Origin of the sequence: Streptomyces marianii, from assembly GCF_005795905.1 — a bacterium.
GTDB lineage: Bacteria > Actinomycetota > Actinomycetes > Streptomycetales > Streptomycetaceae > Streptomyces > Streptomyces marianii.
Genome location: NZ_VAWE01000001.1, coordinates 8,206,583 through 8,227,690 on the forward strand (window position 1 = coordinate 8,206,583; position 21,108 = coordinate 8,227,690).

General features: G+C 72.7%; 16 protein-coding genes and 1 tRNA gene. 7 read left to right on the forward strand and 10 right to left on the reverse strand.

Going from position 1 to position 21,108, the window contains the following annotated elements; genetic code table 11:
- Nucleotides 1-45 precede the first annotated feature (45 nt).
- The 3 genes from FEF34_RS36945 to FEF34_RS36955 are packed head-to-tail and all read left to right on the forward strand — an operon-like array spanning nt 46 to nt 2,323.
- Nucleotides 46-681: a metal ABC transporter ATP-binding protein gene (locus tag FEF34_RS36945; protein WP_138057047.1), complete on the forward strand. Its 636-nt coding sequence runs from the start codon at nt 46-48 to the stop codon at nt 679-681.
- The gene (locus FEF34_RS36950) at nt 678-1,544 is read left to right on the forward strand and encodes a metal ABC transporter permease (RefSeq protein ID WP_138057049.1); all 867 of its coding nucleotides are present in this window, start codon (nt 678-680) and stop codon (nt 1,542-1,544) included. The genes FEF34_RS36945 and FEF34_RS36950 overlap by 4 nt, the downstream gene beginning before the upstream one ends.
- Entirely contained in the window at nt 1,502-2,323 is an 822-nt protein-coding gene (locus FEF34_RS36955) for a TroA family protein (RefSeq protein WP_138057050.1), read from the forward strand. The genes FEF34_RS36950 and FEF34_RS36955 overlap by 43 nt, the downstream gene beginning before the upstream one ends.
- Nucleotides 2,324-2,566: 243 nt before the next feature.
- On the opposite strand, the gene FEF34_RS36960 is transcribed toward FEF34_RS36955, so the two are convergent.
- Nucleotides 2,567-4,249 (reverse strand): class I adenylate-forming enzyme family protein, encoded by a 1,683-nt coding sequence (locus FEF34_RS36960; RefSeq protein ID WP_138057051.1) that lies wholly within the window; start codon nt 4,247-4,249, stop codon nt 2,567-2,569.
- Nucleotides 4,246-6,027, reverse strand: a complete 1,782-nt coding sequence (locus tag FEF34_RS36965) for a CoA transferase (protein ID WP_138057053.1) — start codon at nt 6,025-6,027, stop codon at nt 4,246-4,248. The genes FEF34_RS36960 and FEF34_RS36965 overlap by 4 nt, the downstream gene beginning before the upstream one ends.
- Before the next feature lie 144 nt (nt 6,028-6,171).
- On the opposite strand from FEF34_RS36965, the gene FEF34_RS36970 reads away from it, so the two are divergent.
- Nucleotides 6,172-7,380 (forward strand): acyl-CoA dehydrogenase family protein, encoded by a 1,209-nt coding sequence (locus FEF34_RS36970; protein WP_138057054.1) that lies wholly within the window; start codon nt 6,172-6,174, stop codon nt 7,378-7,380.
- Here the strand turns inward: FEF34_RS36970 and FEF34_RS36975 are convergent.
- Together FEF34_RS36975 and FEF34_RS36980 are read right to left on the reverse strand one after the other, a co-directional pair.
- A complete protein-coding gene (locus FEF34_RS36975) occupies nt 7,367-8,380 on the reverse strand; it encodes a sugar ABC transporter permease (RefSeq protein ID WP_325063662.1) in 1,014 nt (337 codons plus the stop codon). The two genes, FEF34_RS36970 and FEF34_RS36975, sit on opposite strands and share 14 nt — an antisense overlap.
- Before the next feature lie 74 nt (nt 8,381-8,454).
- The gene (locus FEF34_RS36980) at nt 8,455-9,648 is read right to left on the reverse strand and encodes an MFS transporter (protein ID WP_234042842.1); all 1,194 of its coding nucleotides are present in this window, start codon (nt 9,646-9,648) and stop codon (nt 8,455-8,457) included.
- A gap of 211 nt (nt 9,649-9,859) precedes the next feature.
- Here FEF34_RS36980 and FEF34_RS36985 point away from each other — a divergent pair, with 211 nt between their 5' ends.
- The 3 genes from FEF34_RS36985 to FEF34_RS36995 all read left to right on the forward strand — a co-directional run bounded on the left by FEF34_RS36985 (nt 9,860) and on the right by FEF34_RS36995 (nt 14,771).
- On the forward strand, nt 9,860-10,651 hold the full coding sequence (locus FEF34_RS36985) for a hypothetical protein (protein WP_138057057.1): 792 nt from the start codon (nt 9,860-9,862) through the stop codon (nt 10,649-10,651).
- Between the two features lie 140 nt (nt 10,652-10,791).
- Nucleotides 10,792-11,466, forward strand: coding sequence for a sigma-70 family RNA polymerase sigma factor (locus FEF34_RS36990; RefSeq protein ID WP_234042855.1), 675 nt, complete (start codon nt 10,792-10,794; stop codon nt 11,464-11,466).
- 1,085 nt (nt 11,467-12,551) lie between these two features.
- Nucleotides 12,552-14,771: an MMPL family transporter gene (locus tag FEF34_RS36995; RefSeq protein ID WP_138057059.1), complete on the forward strand. Its 2,220-nt coding sequence runs from the start codon at nt 12,552-12,554 to the stop codon at nt 14,769-14,771.
- A 231-nt stretch (nt 14,772-15,002) separates the two neighbouring features.
- Here FEF34_RS36995 and FEF34_RS37000 read toward each other — a convergent pair whose 3' ends face one another.
- The 6 genes from FEF34_RS37000 to FEF34_RS37025 form a co-directional block, all read right to left on the reverse strand.
- A complete protein-coding gene (locus tag FEF34_RS37000) occupies nt 15,003-16,202 on the reverse strand; it encodes a vWA domain-containing protein (RefSeq protein ID WP_138057061.1) in 1,200 nt (399 codons plus the stop codon).
- A gap of 13 nt (nt 16,203-16,215) precedes the next feature.
- On the reverse strand, nt 16,216-17,427 hold the full coding sequence (locus tag FEF34_RS37005) for a sigma 54-interacting transcriptional regulator (protein ID WP_234042864.1): 1,212 nt from the start codon (nt 17,425-17,427) through the stop codon (nt 16,216-16,218).
- Complete coding sequence (locus FEF34_RS37010) at nt 17,424-19,193, reverse strand: ankyrin repeat domain-containing protein (protein ID WP_234042882.1); 1,770 nt, start codon at nt 19,191-19,193, stop codon at nt 17,424-17,426. The genes FEF34_RS37005 and FEF34_RS37010 overlap by 4 nt, the downstream gene beginning before the upstream one ends.
- Nucleotides 19,190-19,720: a hypothetical protein gene (locus FEF34_RS37015; RefSeq protein ID WP_138057063.1), complete on the reverse strand. Its 531-nt coding sequence runs from the start codon at nt 19,718-19,720 to the stop codon at nt 19,190-19,192. The genes FEF34_RS37010 and FEF34_RS37015 overlap by 4 nt, the downstream gene beginning before the upstream one ends.
- 66 nt (nt 19,721-19,786) lie before the next feature.
- Nucleotides 19,787-19,859 (reverse strand) — tRNA-OTHER (locus FEF34_RS37020).
- 260 nt (nt 19,860-20,119) lie between these two features.
- The gene (locus FEF34_RS37025; RefSeq protein WP_138057064.1) at nt 20,120-21,043 is read right to left on the reverse strand and encodes an NAD(P)/FAD-dependent oxidoreductase; all 924 of its coding nucleotides are present in this window, start codon (nt 21,041-21,043) and stop codon (nt 20,120-20,122) included.
- Between the last annotated feature and the right edge of the window lie 65 nt (nt 21,044-21,108).

Here is a 21,108-nt window from a genome sequence, read left to right on the forward strand (position 1 = left end):
GTTGGGCTCGTCCGGGCAATGACGGAGGGCCGGAAGGACACGTGGATGGGCGGGCTGGACATACATATGCGCGGGGTTGCCTGCCGTCACGGCCGCGTCGAAGCAGTCGCCGACATCGATCTCGAGATCGCGGCAGGCGAGACCGTGGCGCTCACCGGGACCAACGGTTCGGGGAAGACGACTCTGCTCCGAGCCGTGCTCGGCCTGCACCGACAGGTGACAGGCACCATTCTCGTCGGAGGACGAGGGGCGACGTCGCCCGCCGAGTGGGCGTGGCGGCGCCGGTCGTGCGCCTGGATCCCGCAGAAGCCGGCCGCCGGGAGGTTTCCCCTTCGAGGGGAGGAACTGCTCACCAGCAGTGGTGCGCCGGCCGAGGCGCAAGAGGCCGCCGACCGGCTCGGCGTCGGCCCGCTGGCGCGGCGCCCGCTGCACACCCTCGCCGGAGGGCAACTGCAGCGCATGTATCTGGCGCGGGCGATCGGTTCCGTGGCGGCCGGCGCGGGGGTGCTCCTGGCCGACGAGCCCACGGCGGCGCTCGACTTCGCGGGGCAGGAGGAAGCAGCCGACGTGCTGACCTCGCTGCCGGTCACGCTCGTCGTGGTGACCCACGACCGTACCCTCGCCGAACGGTGCGACCGCGTGCTCGAGATGGCCGCCGGGCGGCTCCGGGAGGGCCGATGACCCTGGCGACCGCCGACCTCGGAGCACTCCTGCAACTCGTTCCCGTACAGCGCGCGGGCTTCGCCCTCGTGCTCGCGGCCGTCGGCCTGCCGATCGTCGGCGTGATCATCGTCGGGCTCGACATCATGCCCGTGCGCTTCGCGATGATGCACGTCGCCCTGCTCGGCATTGCCGTCGGACTCCTCACGGGTCTCGACCCGATGCTGTGCGCGCTCGTGGCGTGCGCTCTCTCGGGTGCGGGTATCGCCCCACTGGCCCGCACTCCGGACGGGCTGTCCGGCGCCATGGGCCTGCTGATGAGCCTGGCCGTCGCAGCCGCCCTCCTCGTTCTCGCGGTGTCCGGCGTCAACGCGTCCGGAGCCTTCGCCTTGCTGTGGGGCTCCATCCTCTCGGTGGGCGCCGCGGATCTCGTCGTCCTCGGTGTGCTCGCCGTGCTCGTGCCGGGCCTGTTCTGGTGGCGCCGCCGGGACGTGGCGCTGTTGCTCCACGACCGTGAACTCGCCCAGTGCTCGGGCGTTCCGGTGCGTGGCCTCACCGTGGCGCTTCTGGTCCTGGTCGCCGTCGCGGTCGCCGGCGCCATCAAGCTGACCGGCGCGCTGCTGGTCGACGCCCTCACCCTGCTCCCCGCCCTCGCCGCGCGCCGGCTGGGCAGCTCACTCAGGTCGATCACCGTCTGGGCGGTCGGTATCGGCGTCGTGGTCAACGGGGCGGGATTCCTGTCGGCCCTCTGGCTGGACTGGCCACCCGGCCCGGTCCTCGTCCTCACCGCGGGGGCAGTAGTCCTCGCCGTCCACCTCGTACCCGAACGGAGAAACACCTCATGGCGCGCACCCGCGTCCGTATCGCTTCCCTCGTCGCACTGAGCACCGCACTGCTCCTGAGCGCCGGCTGCGGAGGGGAGGGCGACGGCGACACGTCGGCCAGGGCCGGCACCGACGGTGCGAAGGGCGGTGCAAAGGACAAGCCCGTCGTGGTGGTGACCACCACGTGGGAAGGCGCTTTCGCCAAGGCCGCAGGCGCCGAGGACGTGAAGGTCATCGTGCCCCGGTCCGTGCACCACGCCCCCGACTACGACCCCAAACCCTCCGATCTCGCCGCCGTCGCCGGTGCCGACTTCGTGCTGTACGCGCCCTTCGAGCCGTACGCGGCGAAGATCAAGGAAGCAGCGGGCTCGAAGGCGGAGCTCGTCGAAGTCGATCTCGACAACGACGTCGACAAGGTCGGTGCCGAGGTGGCTCGGCTGGGCAAGCTGTTCGGTACGGAGGACGCCGCAGCCCAATGGAAGACCACCTTCTCGGGTGAGTACGCCGAACTGTCCGCCGATGTGAAGGCGGCCTGGCCCGCCGGCAAGAGCCCGAGTGTCGTCACGCAGGTGTTCACCGCCTGGTCGGCGAAGCTCGCCGGAGCGAACGTGGTCGGCACCTACGGTCCCGAGCCCGTGACACCGGCGCAGCTCGCTGACCTGTCGAAGAAGAAGCCCGCCTTGGTCCTGGACAACGCCCACATGTCAACCGGACCGGTGCTGCCCGACTCCGGGGCGAAGCAGGTGAAGATCGTCAACTATCCCGGTGACGACCTGGACCTGCTCCCGGTCTACCGCAACGCGGCAACGGAACTGAAGAAGGCCATGGGCGCGTCCTGAGGCGCGCCGCGCGGGCACGGGCCGTCACAGCCGCGAGGCGGTCCTCCGCCGGCCGACCCTGGGAGCACATGCCGAGGTGTGCGAAAGCATGTGGCCCGTCCGTCCGTTGCGCCCGAGTCGTGGCGGACGTGAGCAGGAACGACGCCTCGCAGGGCCGTGGGAGCACCCCGGCTCTCCGGGAAGCGGCGAGGGGCGGGAGGGCCCGTCGGTGCCCTCCCGCCCTTCGCCCTTGCCTCGAGGCTGTCAGCCGGCTGATACGAGCGAGTCCGTCCCGGCCGTTCCGGGCGACGACGCCGCTGCGGACAGGCGCTCCCGGAGCGCGGCCCGGTCGGGCTTGCCGGCGGGAGTCAGCGGAAGCCGTTCCACCACCAGCAGGTGCTCGGGCCGCTTGCGCTGCTCCAGCCCGCGGGTGGTGAGGTGTTCGCCCAGTTCGTCGAGCGTGGGCGCGTCCGATCCGCGGATCACCACACAGGCCGCGAGTCTCTCGCCCATCAGCGCGTCCGGGACGCCGACGCACACCACGTCCCGGATGAGGGGGTGCGAGGTGAGTTCACGCTCGACCTCGGCGGGGCTGATGTTGGCCCCGCCGCGGATGACGACGTCCTTGAGCCGTCCGACGACGTGGAGAACGCCATCCTCGTCCAGGAAGCCGAGGTCGCCGGTGCGTACCCAGCCGTCGGGCGTGCGGTAGCGGGCGTCGAGGTCCGGTGCTCCCACGTAGCAGAGCGGGGACATCGGTCCGCGGGCGACGATCTCACCGACCCGGCCGTGGTCCAGGACTTCGCCGTCGTCCGGGTCGGTGACGCGGATGTCCGCCACACGGGGATCCGGGCGGCCCGCCACCACGCCGTGACCGTCGGTGGGCGGGGTGCGGTGGCGGAGGCCGGTATGGCAGTTGACGCCGTCCGCGGAGCCGTAGAGGTTCACCACCGGGCAGCCGAACGCCTCGGACGCGGCGCCGGCGGTCGTGCCGTCGAGTGGCGCCCCACCGAGGACCAGGGCTGTGGGAGCGGGGAGTTCCCCGCCCGCTTCGTCGAGCTGGTCGAGCATCATGCGCACCATCGTGGGCACGCCCAGGACGTGCGTGGGCTTGTGGTCCCGTATCGCTGCGAGCGCGCTCTCCGGTGTGAAGTGGTCGAGCAGGACGAGTGTGCCGCCGTGCCGGGCGAGGGTGACTGCGGTGCCGTTGGAACCGAAGGCGGTGGAGAGCGGTACGAGGAACAGGCACCGGGGCGGGGTGCCGTCCGTGATGAGTGAGGCGAGGAAGTTGCCCCGCCCTCCGGCGAGGGCGTTGTGCGAGTAGGCGACCATCTTGGGCTCCGCTTCGGAGCCGGAGGAGACGAGGATCCGGGCCGCGCTGTCGGGGTGGGGGCGCGCCGCGATGAAGCCGCCCCGGTCGGAGCGCATCAGCCGAGCGAGCGGAATCGTCCCTGCGGGGGCGGTGCCCGAGCCCCCGGCGACGACGTGACGCAACGCCGGCAGGGCTGTGGAGAGGGTGAACAGGTCGGCGGCGTGCCGTGTGCCGCGGTGCTCGGTCGCCGCGATGACGGCGACGGCTTCGGCCCGCCGCAGCAGGCACTCGGCCTCCAGGCTCCCGCGGCCGACGGGGAACGGCAGAGCGATCGCGCCCAGCGCCGCGAGTGCGAGATCGGCGATGACCGCGTTGCGATCGTTGGGCAACTGGACGCCGACCACATCACCGGGACCTATGCCCAGATCTCTGAGTCCGCCGGCGAGAGATCGGACCTTGCGGTCCAGGGCGGTGTAGCAGAGTTTGCCCTTGCCGTCGAGGACGGCGGTGCGGTGCGGGTCCGAGATCTGGCGTGCACGGAAGAGGCTGTAGAGGTCGAGGTCGGGGCAGGTCCCGTCGACCACCCATGAGCGGCGGAGATCGGCGGGCAGCAGGTCGCGCAGTTCGACGGTCACACGAAGCTCCAGGGGTCGGGGACGGCGGGTGCACCGTGTGCGTCGCGGCCGATCGAGCCGGCGAAGCGCGGATCACGGTGCAGGCCGGACAGATCGGTGGTGACCGCGGTGGCGGTCAGGCCGTCCGCGTGGAGTTGCTGCACCGCGTCGGCCGTGGTCAGTTCACGCAGGTCGTGTGCGGCCGCTTCGGCAGCCGAGTCGTCGCAGGGGGCGACCCAGCCGTCGGCGGTCGGCAGGGGGCGGCGGAACCCTGCGGGCTTACGGGTGTCCTCGCCGCGGGCCGCTCTGGCCAGTGCGGGAGCAGTCAGGATCTCGGCAGCGCCGAGCAGCGAGGACTCGACGTGCACGCCGTGCCCGGATCGTTCGCGCTGCAGCAGCCCGGCGAGGATCGCCTCCGCTCCCAGCAGCCCGCCCAGGACGTCGAGGAGCGTCATCAGGGAGGGCGCCGGCACCTCGCCCTCGGGGCGCACGGCCTCGCCGACCCCGGTGCGGGCCTGGACCATGAAGTCGGTACCCATCGGGGCATCGGCGATCCGGCCGGCCCAGCCACTGGTGTACGCGTACACCAGGGCGGGATTCACCGAGGCGAGGTCGCTGCTGTCAAGGCCCAGCTCGGAGGCCTTGCCCGGCGCCCAGTTGTGCAGGAAGACGTCGGCTTCGGCCGCCATTTCGCGCAGCCGGCGGCGGTCCGCGTCCGCTTTGATGTCGATCTCGACGGCGTCCTTGCCTCGATTGAGGGCGAGCCAGCGGGCCGAGACGCCTGAGGAGGTGGGCGGCATACCCCGCAGAGGGTCCCCGCCCGGCGGCTCGATGCGGATCACTTCGGCACCGAGCAGCCCGAGCAGATGTGCGGCGAGCGGGGCCTGGATGCGTCTGCCGGCCTCCAGCACCGTGGTCCCGGCCAGCGGACGGCCGGGAGGTGGCGGAGCCGGCGAGCCGGGCCGGTCGCCGGAGGGATCGAGGAGGCTCAGCCGCCAGGGGTCGGCGTCCTCGTGTTCTGCTGCCCTGCCGGCCAGCGTGCCCAGGACGCACACCTGGGCGCCGGCGTTCGACGCGGCCTGCCGGATCCGTTCCAGCGGGTGACGCCGGGTGGTGGCGTGCAGGGCTCGCGGAAAGGGAGCGCAGGCCGTGGCGTACCGGAACTGGAACGGCCGCCATCCGCTCCGGACGGCGTCCGTCGGCGTTTCCAGGGCGCGCCAGAACGTGGCCCACGCGGCCGGGTCCAGGGTCTCGAGTTCGAAGTGGAGACCCTCGGCCGAGGTGAACGGCGGTCCTCCGGCGGCGATGTCGGCGGCTTCACCTTCGTCGGCGCCGGCGGCGGCGAGGTATTGGAAGACGGTCAGCAGTCCGGCGTGGTCGGCCCGGGTGGACACCCGGGCCGGGCCACCGCCTCGTGCCTGAGCCAGCAGACCGGCGAGCAGCCCCTGCACGGTCAGGACGGCGGCGGCGGTGGCGGTGTAGTCGGCCGCCAGGCCACATGGCGCCCCGTGCTTGCGCCCATGCACGCCCATGACGCCGGTCGCTGCCTGAACGGTGGCCTCGTCGACGATGCCGGCCCTCGGCTCCGACCACGTCGTGCGTGCCTCCGCGGGATGGAAGCCTCCGCCGGCCAGGACGGTTTGCCCGGTCGGTGCCGTGCCGGACACCGAGCCGGCTGCCTGCGCACCGAGGCGAAGCAAGTGATCCGTGACGACGCTCGTGATCTCCGGCGGTCCAGACGTGTCGAAACGCAGTGTGTCGAGTGGCCGGACCGTCCTCGTGGTGACTGGTGACGCCATGCCTCTCCTCTCCTGGCGCGACGGTGGCCGCCGCCGGGGGTCGTTCGGAACGCGGGAACTCCCGGGCGTCTCCACCCGACCAGTTCCACGGAGAGGGAGTCGGACGGCCGTTCCCATGGGTTCCCACCCAACTGGAGGAAAACAGTGGCGAGTACAGAGCGAACGACCAGCGGGCATCCCCACGGTGCTGCGGCAACGCAGCACCTGCGGGCACAGGTTGAGGGATTCGTGCGGAACCGGGTGGTCCCGCGGGAACGGGTGCTGGACGCAGGGGGGCCCGAGGCGGGAGGGGCTCTGTCCGAGCTGCGACGTCTGGCCCGCTCCGAGGGGCTGTGGGCGCTTGCGCTGCCCGCGGAACTGGGTGGCGGCGGTCTGACGCTCGCCGCCTACGCCGAGATCGCCGAGGCCGAGGGCGCGAGTGACCACGGTCCCACGGCACTGGGCTCGGCGCCCCTGCTGGACGTGCGGATGCTCGCCCGCCACGGCGGCCCACGGGTCCGGGAGCTCTACCTCGAACGCCTGGTGGCAGGGGAGATACGGTCCTGCTATGCGATGACCGAACCGGACGTGCCCGGCACGGACCCGTTCCTGACTGTCACGCAGGCCGAACAGCGGCCGGACGGGAACTGGTCGATCACCGGCCGTAAATGGTTCACCTCCGGGGCCGCGGACGCCGACCTGGTCACGGTCCTGGCCCGGACCGACGGCACCGCCGGTGACCGAGACGGCCTTTCCCTGCTGCTCGTCCCGACCGCTTCCCCCGGATTCCGGGTGGGGCGCGAGCTGCCCCTGTTCGGCGCCGGTGGGCAGTGGGAGATCGAGCTCGACCGTGTCACCGTGCCCGGCGACCACATGATCGGCGAGCGCGGGCAGGCCTTGGCGGTGGCCGGAGAACGGCTCCAGCTCGGACGTACCCTGCGATCCTTGCGCTGGCTCGGACAGGCCCAACGCGCCTTCGACCTCATGTGCGAACGGGCCGTCGTCCGAACCGGATCCCGCGGTCCGCTCGCCGGTCACCAACTCGTCCAGCAGCACGTATTCGACGCACTTCTCGCCCTGCGTACGACACGACCGCTGGTTCACGAAGCGGTGGCACTCCTCGACGCCGGACGGGACGCGCACACCGAGGTCGGTCTCGCCAAGGTCGCCGCGGCCCGCACGCTCCAGCAGGTCACCGATGCCGCCATCCAGATCCACGGCGCGGCAGGACTCGGTCCGGACACGGCCCTTCCGGCGCTGTTCCGCACCGGCCGAGCCGCCCGCATCCTCGACGGCCCGGACGAACTGCACATCACATCAGTCGCCCGCCGCATCCTGCGCACCTACGAACGGAACCCCGTCACACCTCGCTGACATCGACGAGTCCGCCGACTGCCGCCAGTCCCAGAGCCAGGAAGAAGTCACCCCAGATGAGTTCATGGCGGACCGCAGTGCCCCGTCCGGCGTCGTAGCACCCGTTGAGCAGCATGCCGTGCGGTCGGCCGCCGTGGCCGTCGGACATCTGGGTGCCGACCAGATGGTCCAGTACGGCACCGGCCCGACTCGAGAGCTCCGAGGCTCCCGGCCCGCCGAGGCGCGACAGCTTGAGGAGCGCGACAGCGGTGATCGCGGCCGCCGAGGTGTCCAGAGGCCCCTCCGGTCGCGACTCCTCGGCAGGCGGTACGAACGGCCCCGCAAGGACATCGCCCTCGGCGAGCAACCTCTCGACAACGGCCCGCAGACGCTCGGGCCGCCAGTCCGCCGCCTCGGGACGGTTCAGAGCGTCGGCGACGGCCAGCAGCAGCCAGGCGCGTCCCCGGCTCCAACCCGATGGCGGGTCCGTGCAAGGACGCCACCCCACACCCTGGTCGAAAGCCCATGCCGGGCGCGGGAGACCACCTCCCGCGCCGCCGGCGCCCAGGCTCAGGTCGAGATGGCGATGCAGATGAGAACCGGCCGCAGCCACCCCCTCCCCACCCGCGGCGGCCAGCAGCTGCACCATGCCGGGCACACCGTCGACGCGCGCCAGCAACCGGGGCCCGCCCAGTGCCGACCCCCAGGGCACCAGGCCCAGATCCGGATCCCAGGACTCCAGGCACGCGCGGGCGGCACGCTCGCGCAGCGCCGCGGCCGCACCGTCGTCGGCGGCCAACGCGGTCCCGTACCAGAGGATCAGACCCCGGGTGGCCGTGTCGGCATCGGCCCAGGGCGCGAGTCGTGCCATGCACGACGACGCGGCGGCCCGGTCCTCGGCCGCGCCCGTCCACCGCGCGCGCAGCCAGAGCAGTCCCGCCCAGAAACCACCGGTCCACGAGCCGCGGCCCGTCGTGGTCCAGCGGCCGTCACACGGATCGGCGAACAGCGGGAATCGCATGCCGACCTCGGCCCGGGTAACGGCCGCCCGGTCGAGAACAGACGCCAGCGCGTCCTGTCGGTCCGCCCTCGCCGTCACGCCTTGGACCCGGAGCGCTCATGACGGTCGCGTCCGGCCCAGACGAAGGCGACCGCGGCGGCCGCCGCGAACTCCACCGCCACGCAGAGCCATCCCCATCCGTAGTGCCCCGCTTCGGCAAGGAGCCCGAAGAGCGGGGGCCCGACGGCGAATCCCGCGAAGAACCCGGCGGCGACAAGTGCCGAATCCTGGCCCGCCCGACCGGGGACCGCCCGCTGCACGACCAGCACCATGGACACCGCATTGCCCGCCACCGCGAACACCCCCACTGCCACGGCCGCCACCCATACCAACGGGGGGACGGAGAGTGCCGCCGCGAGCAGCCCGGCCGCGCCGACGGCCCCGGTTCCAAGCCACCCCGGCAGCCACTCGGCACGTCCCGGCCGGGCGGCCTTCGCCCAGCCCACCCGCCCGGCGATCCCGGCGACGCCCAACACGGCGACCAGAGCGGCGGCTGCCGTCGGTCCCAGGTGAAGCTTCCGCGTCCCGAAGAGCGAGAGGTAGGTGTTGACGGAGGCGATACCGCAACCCAGGAACAGGGAGTACACCGCCAGCCAGACGATGTGCCGTCCCCTGCCCAGGGCGGCCGGTGGCACCACGGAGCTGGGCCGTGGCGGATCGGCAGGCAGCGCTCGCAGGGTCCACACCGCTACCATCACGGCCGAACCGGCAGCGGTCCACACCGCCCCTCGCCATCCGATGCCACCTGCCAGAGCCGCGAGAGGCAGCCCGGCCGCGAACGCGCCCAGTTGCACGCCCGACTGCTTCAGGCCGGTGACCGCTCCCCGTCGCTCAGCGGGGATCACGGCCAGAATCGCCTTGTTCGTGGCGGGGTTGGCAAGTGCCTGGGGCAGCCCGCCGAGGGCGACGGCCCCGAGCAGCAACCCGGCCCCGGGCGAGGCGCCGATCGCCGCAAGTGCTGCCGCCGCGACCAGCAACAGTGCAACAAGCCCACGACGAGGGCCGATCCAGTCCACGATCCGTCCGCTCACGGGCGACAGCACCGCCGCGGTTCCGAAGCCGATCGTCGTGGTGAGGCCGAGCAGCGTGGCAGAGATGCCGAGTTCCCCGACCAGGCGAGGGCCCAAGGCGCCGAGGAGGAACAGCTGCAGCATCGAGAACGCCATCGCGCTCGTGAGAACTGCCGTCAGCTCCCGGTCTCCGCGGCCTTCCCCGTCAGACGTCGCCACCGCTGTCCCCTTTCCCGCCGTTCCCCGCCGTTCCCGCCGTTCCCCGCCGCAACCCGTCCTGCGAGCACGAGAGGTAGTCGGGTCGCTCAACTCCCCGGTTCCGCCTGAGTCGTGTGGTGTGCGCCACAAGCCATGGAATGAGATTTCCGCCGTCGGGGATCCGTACCAGCCGGTGCTCTGCCAAGTGAGGGGATGCAAGGATGAGTCCGCCATGACTTCAGGCCGATGTTGCCGCGCGGTACGGGCTGCCACGTTCGCAGCCACCTGCGTGCTGCTCGCCGCCATCGGCCACGTCCTGATGTCGGGAATCCACGTGCCATGGTGGGCCGTGGCAGCGGCGTTCGTTGCCGCATGCGCGACGGGCTGGGCGCTCACCACCTGCGAACGCGGCTTCCTCGTCGTCACCTCGGCCACCGTCCTCACCCAAGGCGCCCTGCACTCCTGCTTCTCTCTCGCCCAGGCGGCCGTGCATCCCCGGCTGCCGCGGAACGCCCCCCTCGGGAGTCAGTGGGTCGACTACCTGCTCTGCGGAACCACTGCTGCCGGCAGCTCCTCCGATCCGGCAGCCTCCGGCAGCGGCCTTGACGCCACCACGCTGACCGAGCCGGCTCACCTACTCGTCTCGGGTACGCACGCCGGGACGCCCAGCGCCGGAACGCACCTCCATCACACCGCGCAAGCCATCACCGAGAGCGCTGCTCCGGCGGTCGGACACGCCGTCAGCGGCCACGCCTCACCCTTCGGCATGCTGGCCGCGCACCTGGCCGCAGCAGTGCTGTGCGGCGTCTGGCTCGCTCATGGCGAGCGGGCCTTCTTCCGCCTGCTGCGCGCATTCGCCGGTTGGCTGCTGGCTCCGCTGAGGACGATGCACCGTCCCCTCGTGCCGGCGCACCGCTCGCGCATCCGTGTCCGCAGGTCGCGCCAGTCGACACCGCCGCGCGACATGCTGCTCGTCAGCGCCTTCACCACTCGGGGTCCACCCGCGAGGATCGCTGTCGTCTGACAGCCGGCTCCTCGAAGGCACGCCCCTCGCGTGCTTCGGGCATCGGCCATGCCATCCGGCAGGCCGTACCACTCACCGGACTCACGCCGTCTCGCAGCGGCGCCGGATCCCCCGAAGGACCTCTGGCGATGAGACTTGCCATGACCCTGCAATCCGACCCTGACCAGCTCGATCACGGGATCGATGCCGACGCGGCAGTGACTCGATTGGCCCTCACCGCGCGCGCCGGCGACCCCGATGCCGTCGAGGAGTTCGTGCGGGCCCTCCACCACGACATCTGGCGCTACGTCGCCTACCTCAGCGCCGACAGACAGGCGGCGGACGACCTCACCCAGGAGACTTTTCTCAGGGCTCTGGGCAGCCTCCACCGGTTCGAAGGGCGCTCCTCGGCCCGCACCTGGCTGCTCTCGATAGCCCGGCGCACCGTGGTGGACAGCCTCCGGCACGCGGCTGCACGTCCCCGTCTGTCCGATCGGGACGATTGGCAAGCGGTGGCCGAGGAGACCCAGCCGCGTGGAACGCCGGGGTTCGAGGACGGGATCGCGCTCGCCGAGCTCCTGGCGCAGATTCCGGCCGAACGCCGGGAGGCTTTCGTCGTCACGCAACTCCTGGGCCTTCCCTACGCGGAGGCGGCCGAGGCGATGGGCTGCCCGATCGGGACGGTGCGCTCGCGCGTGGCCCGCGCTCGCACGTCACTGATCGGGCTTCTCACGGACGGCGACGCGCCGATGGCTGCCCGGAATCGCGTATCCCCGGGGGACCAGGGACAGCGTTCAGCGGCCAAGACGTGGAGCGTGATGGCAGCCGTGGCCTGATGTGCGATCGGGGCCGGGGCTCGTCGTCCCTGTCGGCGGAGAGCCCCGGCCCGCCCATCAGCGTGAGTACGCCGCCCGGAGTGCGTCGCCCGCTGCCCCCGACTCCTCAACGGCCTTCTGTCCGCTGGGCGGTCAACCGCCTGTCAGGCGCGCAAGGCGTGTAGCGGATACGCAGCCGGGTGGGATGCGGGAGTGGGCCGGGGCCGGGAGGGCGCTGAAATGCAGGCCCGACAGGTCGCCGGCAGCCGAACGTCATCCCGGGCTCGCGGCGGTGGTGACGAGCGGCAGCCAGGCCCCATTCGGCCGCCATCACGGCACTGATGCCGTCGTACCCGCGTACGAGTCCGGAGCCGACGGGCATCGCGGTGGAAGTCGCGGGCCCGGACGGCGTCGGCAGCCACCGGCGCATGGGTCGTTCCGTTCCCGCGGGGGACCCGTCCGCCGTCAACCCTCCCTGGATATCGGGATCCCGGGGATCGGGACCGGCGGTCCGGGTTCAGGACTCTTCGCTGGGTGGCGCTCAACGCCGGTTGAGGCCGCGGGCTCCCACCTGCGTTGATCATGTCGCCGACGTCCTCCTTGTGCACCCATGACCGGCTCCGGCGCGCCTGGAGCGTACGGACGAGGCGAGGCCGGATCGGCCGAGGGGAGCAACGGCCGCCGGCACCGACCGGGCCGCGCTACCCTCCGTCGGCACCGAACCGGCCGCCGGAACCGTGCGGTTGACAGGTCCCGTCTCCGGCGCCCGGGCCGCCATCAGGGGGCATCCACGTTCACGAGGGCCCGACGTGCTCGGGGGCGCCTTGGATCGTCCGGAGCGGCCCTGGGGGAACGCGACGGCCGGGCCGGCTGACAGGCACTGGTTCGGTGAGGGAACAAAATGTGGCGTACACCCATCCTCGGATCTACTCCTCGGGGGAGAGGGGCGCGGAGACGCGCTACACCCAATGCAGTACGCCGGTCCAGCCCCAGGGACGGATCAAATGAGGAAGAACCCGGGCGAGCATGAACGGGTAGCCCGGTCAGAACCCCTCCATCCCATCTGCCGGGTCTCGTCCTGCCCGCATCCGACGGATTGGTCCCAGGTGGCTACGTTCCTCTATCGACTCGGCCGACGCGCGTTCCGGCGCCGCGGTCTCATCGCCCTGCTGTGGGTGGCCGTACTCGTGGGCGCCGGCGTTGCAGCGTCCGCCGCGCCCGCCCCTCCCGAAGACTCCTTCTCCATGCCCGGCACCGAGTCCCAGAAGGCGTTCGACCTGCTCGACGAGCGTTTCCCGGCGGCCGGCGCGGAAGGCGCCACGGCGCGTGTCGTGATACGCGCCCCCGAAGGCGGGAAGATCTCCGACCCGGCCGGGAGAGCCACGGTCGAACAGCTGGTCACCGCCCTCGGCGGCGGCCCGCAGGTCGCCTCGGTGGCCGACCCGTTCGAGGCGGGCGCCGTCAGCCAGGACCGCACGACCGCGTACGCCTCGGTGACGTACACGGTCAATGCCATGGAGCTGACCGACCAGGCCCGCGAGTCGCTCACCGCGGCCACCGACGACGCGCGCAGCGCCGGCTTCACCGTCGAAACCGGCGGCGACGCGGTCATGGCCGAGCAGGAGATGGGCGGCACCGCTGAGCTGATCGGCCTCGGTGTTGCGGCCGTCGTGCTCCTGCTGACCTTCGGCTCCCTCGTTGCGGCCGGAATGCCGCTGCTCTCGGCGATCATCGGTGTGGGCATCGGCATCTCCGGTATCGGAGCGCTCGGCAGCACACTGGAGTTGTCCGCCACGACCTCCACGCTCGCCATGATGATCGGCTTGGCGGTCGCCATCGACTACGCCCTGTTCATCGTCTCGCGCTACCGCGCCGAGATCGCCGAGGGCCGCACGCCCGAGGAGGCCGCGGGACGCGCGGTCGGCACCGCCGGCTCCGCCGTGGTCTTCGCTGGGCTCACCGTCGTCGTGGCCCTGGCGGGACTCGCGGTGGTCAACATCCCGATCCTCACCAAGATGGGTCTGGCCGCCGCCGCCACGGTCGGCATCGCCGTGCTGATCGCGCTCACCATGACCCCGGCGCTGCTCGGCTTCGCCGGCAGGAGGGCACTCAGCCGCAGGGACCGCAAGGCGGCCGCCGGGCAGCGGACGGCGTCCGCCGAGCCGAAGCTCGGCACTCGCTGGGCCCGCTTCGTCCTGCGCCGTCCGGTGACCGTGCTGCTCACCGCGGTGATCGGCCTCGGCGTCGTTGCCGTGCCGGCCACCAGTCTGGAACTGGGCCTGCCGGACGAGGGCAGCTCGGCACCCGACACCACCCGGCGCAAGGCCTACGACATGCTGTCCGAGTCCTTCGGCGCCGGGTTCAACGGCCCGCTGATGGTCACCGTCGACACGCGGGGCGCCGACGACGCGAAGGCCGCCGTCGCGACCGTCGGCAAGGAGATCACCGACCTGGGCGAGGCCGCCGCCGTCACCCCGGCGAACTTCAACGAGCAGGGTGACACCGCCGTCCTCACCGTCGTGCCCAAGACCGGGCCGAGCGACGCGGCCACCGAGGAGCTGGTCAGGGACATCCGCTCGCTGTCCGACGGCATCAGGTCCGAGACGGGCGCCACCGTCCTGGTCACAGGCATGACCGCGATGACGATCGACTTCTCGCAGACCCTGGACGATGCGCTGATCCCGTACCTCGCCCTGGTCGTCGGCCTGGCCTTCCTGCTCCTGATGCTGGTGTTCCGCTCCGTCCTCGTCCCGCTGAAGGCGGCCCTGGGCTTCCTGCTCTCGGTGGCGGCGGCGCTCGGCGCGGTGGTCGCGGTGTTCCAGTGGGGCTGGCTCGCGGACGTGTTCGGCGTGGACCAGCCGGGTCCGATCATGTCGATGATGCCCATCTTCATGATCGGCGTGGTCTTCGGCCTGGCGATGGACTACGAGGTCTTCCTCGTGACCCGCATGCGCGAGGCCTACGTCCACGGATCGTCCGCCGCCGAGTCCGTCACCACCGGCTTCACCCACGGCGGTCGGGTCGTCGCGGCAGCCGCGATCATCATGATCAGTGTCTTCTCCGGCTTCATCATGGAAAACGACGACATGATCAAGATGATGGGGTTCGGCCTCGCCATCGCGGTCCTCTTCGACGCCTTCGTCGTGCGCATGGCCATCGTGCCCGCCGTGCTCGCCCTGCTGGGCACCAAGGCGTGGTGGCTCCCCACGTGGCTGGACCGCATCCTGCCGAACGTCGACGTCGAGGGCGAAAGGCTGCGCAGGGAACTCGGCGACACCGCCGAGTCCTCGGAACCTGCCCGCGAGCCCGACACGGTCGGGGTCTGACGGGCACAGGCGAGGACGCGGCTGCTCCACGGCGGCCGCGTCCTCGCGGACGGAACCCGACCGCAAGGTTCCCCACGGTGGTTCCACGGTCCACCCCCGGACCCGGGTGCCGCGCACGCGTCTGTCTGCCCTGGTCGCCGCCCGGTACTCGTCCCCGACGCCGCGCGTGGTCGCCGACGTCGTGGACCTGTGCGTGCGCCAGGGCCGTGCGGCCCGAGGCGTCGCCGAAGTTCAGAGCCCGTCCGCTGGGACCCGTACCGTCTCCACCCAGCGGGGAGGGGCCGGAGCGGCGGAGCCGATCAGCGCGGCGACGACCCGGCAGGAGGAGAGCCCGGCGTCGGGCCAGGGCGTTTGACCGTCCGTCAGGACGACGACGAAGTCGGGCCGGTCGGGCCGGGCGAGGGCCGCCCCGATGCCGACGCGCATGTCCGTGCCCCCGCCGCCGGCCAGTTCGACCTGGTCGGCCGAGGTCACCCGGGACACGGTGTGCACATCGGCGTCGCACGCCAGCACCGTGACCCGGTTGCCCCGCACTCCGACCTCCCGCAGCACTCCGGTGATCTCGGCCATGGCGGCGGCGAGTTCGTCCTCGCCCATGGAGCCGGAGGTGTCCACCACGACGGCCACACGCGGCAGCGGGCGGCGCAGGCTCGGCAGGATCACCCCGCGCAGCGCCGGGGTGCGGCGGGACGGGCGACCGTAGGTGTAGTCGACGGCGCCGCCCGCCCATGCCGCGGCCGCCCGTACCGCGCCGGACAGCGCCTGCCGCCAGTCCGCGGTGGGTTCCAGGACCTGTTCCGCCCAGCGCCGCCAGCCCGCGGGGAGAGTGCCCCGCGCTCGCTGGTGGGCCCGCATGGCCTCGGCGGTGACGCGGCGCAGGGCCTCCGCCTCGGCCGGGCCGAGGCGGGCGGGGCCGTGCGGTGCGCCCAGCTCCCACGGCACGGTCTGGCCGTGGGCGCCGGACCCGCAGTCGGGTGTGCGCACGCTGGGCGGGAGCCGGTCGACGTACGCCTCGAACAGCTGCCCTTCAGGCAGGCCGAAGCTGCGAGGCTCCATCCGCCCCTCTGGGAGGGGAAGACCGTCGGCGAGGAGGTCGTCGTTGATCTCGCAGTCCTGCGCGACGTTGACGCGGTAGCGGTCGAGCCGGTCGGCCAAGGGGAGCCTGTCGGCCCGGCCGTGGTGGTCGCGCAGCAGGTGGGACGCCTCGTGCACCCACACGGCGGCGAGCTCCGGTACGGGGGTCGCGTCCACGAAGGCGGGAGACACGTAGCAGCGCCAATGCCGGTCCACTCCCATGGTCGGGACCTGGCGGGACGGGACCACCGTCAGGGCGTACAGAGCCGACGCCAGGTACGGGCGTTCGGTCGCCGCGCGGTAGCGGGCGGCGAGCAGTCTGGTCATGTCGAGCGTCGGCTCCGGCCCGTGGCTCATGGCAGCCGAGCCCTCAGCCGCCGGTCAGGGCGCCGGACTGCCGGAGCAGTTCCAGGAACGCGTCGATGCCCGCGGGCACGGGCCAGCCGGGGCGGCGCATCGCGGCGAGATCGGTCGCGGCGCGGGCGGCAACGTCGGGCACGCCCGCGTCGACGGCCTTGGCGAGGACCGTCCAGCCCGCCTCCCAGCGTTCACGGGTGAGGTCGCTCTGGACGGCAGCCACCACAGCGATGAGGAAGGCCAACTGCCGGTCGCCGCGCTCGGGCAGGGCGAAGGCGTCCGGAGCGGCCAGTACCCGGTCCGGGTCCGGCAGGTCCAGGTGCTCCAGGAACGACAGCAGTTCGATGCCCGCACCGTCGCCGACGGCGCCCGTGAGCGCGGCCGCCAGGGCCTCGCGTCCGGCCCCGGTCGCGTAGCCGACGGCGAGCATCCGCAGCGCCATCTCCCAGGTACGGGGCGAGGGCCAGGCCCGGCCCCGGCTCTCGGCGTCGCCGGGCATGTGGTGGACCAGTCCGGGGCGAGCGGTGAGGAAGGCGGAGACCACACCGCGGGCACGGGCTGCCGCGCCGGGTGCCTTCGCCGGGTCGACGACGGGAACGGCCAACTCCGGCCAGGTGCCGGCCATTCCCCGGGCGACGATGCGCGGGTCGTGGGTCCAGCTCAAGTGCACGAACCGGTTGGCGAGCGGCGGGCTCAGGTGCCAGCCGTCGGCCGCACTCGACGGCGGGTTGGCGGCGGCGACGATCCGGACGGCCCCGGGCAGTGCCAGGCTGCCGACGCGGCGCTCGAGGACCACGCGCAGCAGCGCTGCCTGGACGGCGGGCGGCGCGGAGGACAGCTCGTCGAAGAAGAGCAGACCGTGCCCGGCGCGGGCGAGGCGGACCGCCCAGTCGGGCGGGGCCATGGGCACGCCGGCGGTGGCGGGCTCGTCGCCGACGACGGGCAGGCCGGAGAAATCCGACGGCTCGTGCACGCTGGCGATGACCGTCTCCAGTGGCAGGCCGAGCCCGGCGGCCAGCTGTTCAAGTCCGGCGGACTTGCCGATGCCGGGCTCGCCCCACAGCAGCACCGGCTGGTCGGCCGTCACCGCGAGGGCGAGGGCCTCCAGCCGGGGGCTGGCGGACGGCTCGGTACGCGTGGTGCCCAGACTGCGGTTGAGCGCGTCGGCAGCGGCGAGCGACCCGGCCGGGTGGGACGGGCCGGGCAGGCCGGTGGTGGCGGTCACGTGTGCGTGCCCTCATCGGTCGTGTTCATCGTCCTGGTCGCCGAGACGCGAGCCCGTGCCTCCCACCTGTCGTCGCCGAGGCCGGGGTGCTCCGTGCGGACTCGGTCGCGGAGGAAGGCCAGGTCGCCCCTCCTGCGGAGTTTGATGACGTGGGCCAGGGACATGCCCGACGGGTCCACCGAACCGATGCTCGCTCCGGCGGCGATCAACGCCTCCACCAGGGTGCGCGATCCGCCTTCGGAGGCGGCCGTGAACAGCGGCGTCCGGCCGGACCTGTCGGTGGCTTCCAGGTCCGCTCCCGCCGCCAGCACCCGGGGCAGCAACTCCTCGTGGTCCAGGAGGTGGAGGGCGTGCAGCAGGGTACGCCCGGCACCGTCCCGAACGTGCGGGTCGACGCCCGCGTCCAGGAGGGCCAGCACGCCCGGGGCGTCGCCGTGCTCGGCGCGCCGGAAGAGATCGGCCCGCTGGGCGCGCAGTGCCTTCGGCAGTCGGCCGGAGTCGGACGCCCAGGCCGGCTGCACGGCGAAGCAGCCGGTGACGGCGCCGCCGAGGGCGCGCAGGGCGCGTTCCCGGCGCTGTTCCTCCTCGGCGTGGGGCATCCGGAGGCCGCCGTCGGCCCAGGCGACCCGGTGCCACTCGCCACGGCAACGCACGCGGAACGGTTCGGGGGCTTGCGGACCGGGCGGGCCCGCGGCGCCGTCGGCGACCTCCAGGGCGGGGAACAGAGCCCCGGCGACCAGAGGGTGCAACCGCGCGGGTGCCACCTGCCCGCTCCGGACGAGATCGAGGTCGGGCAGTCGGCGCCAGAAGGCTTCGGGCACGTGCGGCACGGTGGCGAGCCGGTCGGGCGGGGCCAGGCTCGCCCGGAGCGTTCCGGCCGGGCCGGGCTCGGAGAGCTCCAGCAGGATGGCGGCACCGTGGTTCCGCGGGATCTGGAAGCGGCTGCACCCTCGCCTCCGGGCGAGCAGCCGGAACTCGGGGGTCAGTCGGGGGAGGTTGAGGGGGCTCCCGCGCAGCAGGGACTCCGGGTCGACGCGATACCAGCTCCTGGTCGCGGGCGGGTTCAGGTCGAGGCCGATGCCGGCGGCGGCGAACGCCGCTTCCAGTTCGCCGTGTTCGTGCAGCCGGGTGATCCACTCGGTCCGGGCCGCGGGATCGTGGGAGCCGGGATCGGCCGTGGGCAGCCCCTCCGGTGGCAGAGGCGTGCCGTCGGCGCGGCAGAAGGGTGCCCGGTCCCGGCCGCCGCCGCACCGCTCGCGGAGCGCGGCCGTGTGCCGGGCGTCCCACAGGTGCCGGGCCGAGGTCCAGTCGTGGACACGGGGACCGGTGTCGCCCAGGAACTCCTGGACTCCGGCGACCGCGCAGTGCAGCACGAGCCGTTGGGGGCCTTCCGGCCGGCCCGGGGTCGTCACGAAGAGCAAGGGTCCGGCCGGCCGATCGGCGGGCGGACCGTAGCGGGCCAGAAGAACGGTCCTGCCTGGGACGAGCCGGGTATGTCCGCCTCGCACGTAACGGGGCAGATGCCAGCGCAGCAGGTCGGGCACGAAGTGGCGCAGGTCGTCCAGGAGATCGGCGGCGGTCTCGCCGCCGTGCCCGGCGGCGATCTCCGCCGGGACGAAGGCGATGTCGACGCGGGCGGCGGCGCAGGCGGCGGCCCAGTCCCCGGCGAGGCGGTGTGCGGTGGCCTGCTCGATCATCCACGGGGGCACGGCATAGTGGCGGATCCGTCGCCAGGCCGCTGCTGCTTCGGGCGGGAAGGAGCTCACCGGTGGACACTTCCTTTCACACGCGGGTCGTGGTGTGCGATGGGTCCGGAGACGGGCCGCAGCCGCTGGTGGTGGCGGCGCTTCCCGCCGCGGGGGAGACCGGGGCCGCGCCCCGTGCACTCCAGGGGCGAACCTTCGGGAACGGCGGCCGGGAGCACCTTGGTGCCGCGGCGGGTCGGGTCGGTATGGTGCGGTTCCCGACGGATCAGCGGGCTGCCGGGCAGGGCGCCGGCCACCGTGCGGGCGCCGGTGCTGCCGATCGCGTTGGCGCCGAGCGGCACATGCGCGGCGTGCGGGGTGGAGGCGGCCACGGGCAGCGGACGGGTCGCACCGTTCGGGCGCGGACCCTGCCCCCACGGGTCGGCACGGCCGTCGGGACTCAGGGGACCGAGCCGGAACTCCTCATGGGAGCAGTCCGGTTGACCGGCTTCCAGCCCGGTCGGCAGCGGGGCGAGGGCGGCAGGGGCGGCGAGCGGGATGCCGGGGTGCTCGATCGAGGGGCGGCGCACGGGGGTCGGCTGCGTCATCACCACTCCACCGGTGTGTGTCGCCGGTGTCCGGCGTTCGGCGTCCTCCACAGGGAATAAGGGCGGCAGGACCGACCGGATTCGAACCGGCGTCCTCCTACTTGACGTTCGGGCGCGACGACCACTGCGCTACGGTCCTGCCAGGCGTGATCATAGCGACCGATCGCACATGTGGTCGACGCCCTTCGTCATGGGGCCCACACGCACCTCCCGCCCTCGGCTCGCCGCCGGTGTCCTGCCCCGGAGATCCGTCGGCTGGAGCGGTCGACGACGGCCTTCCACGTGTGGGGTCGGGGACGGGACGCCGTGCACCGCTTCCGGTGCGGGCCTTCCCGTCCCCGACCGTCCCGTAGGCGGCTGGAAGCGCGACCGGTGCGCTCGCCCGGGGTGCCGGGGAGGTCAGGCCAGGTGGGCGAAGTGGATGGCGTCGGCGGCGGCACTTCCGGCGGTGACGGCGGGAACTGCTCCCTGTTCCCAGGTTCTTCCGGTCAGGTCACCGGCGGCGTAGAGGCCGGAGATGCTGGTCTGGCGACCGTCGTCGACGGTGACGCAGCCGCCGTTCATGGCGAGGCCGTGGTCTTCGGCGAGGCGTTCCACCAGCGGGACCTGCCGCTGCGGCCGCGGCCAGAGCAGGGTCCCCCGATCCAGGAGGGTGCCGTCGGCCAGCTCCACGGTGTGCAGGTCGCCGTCGGTGTGGTGCAGGCGGGTGATCTCGCCCTGGACGAGGTCGCTGCCCTGCTTGCGCAGGCCTCGGCGCAGTTCGTCGGCGCCGGGCAGCGCGGACGGGGCGATGGCGATGGCGTCGTCGGTCCAGGCGCGGAAGGCGGTGGCGGCCATGCCGAGGTAGAGGGGTTCGTCGGAGACCAGGGCCCAGGTGCGGTCTGCGTTCTCCTCGCCGATGCAGAACGGGCAGTGGATCACCGTGCGGCCCCAGCATGCGTCGAAACCCTCCACGCCGTCGGGGCGCTGGTCGATGACGCCGGTGGCCAGGATGACGTTCCGGCCCCACACCGTGTTGCCGTCGTCCGCTCGTACCTGGAATCCGTCGCCGTTCAGCGGGGTGATCTCGGTGACCGTGGCGTCGAGCCGCCGGGCCAGTCCGTAGCGGCGCAGCTCCTCCCAGGCGCGGGAGCGCAACTCGTCGGGGGTGGCGCCTTCCAGGCCGATCAGGCCGTGCACGCCGCGGGAGGCGGCGTTGCGGGGCGGGGCGGGGGACTCGATGACCAGGGTGCGCTGCCGGTAGCGGGTCAGGGTCAGCGCGGCGGTCAGGCCGGCGGGCCCTCCGCCGATGATCACGGTGTCGTACTGGGCGGTGGGGTCCACGGGGGTGCCTCCGAAGGGATTGACGAAAACGAATGACCAGTGGTCATACTACTGACCAACGGTCA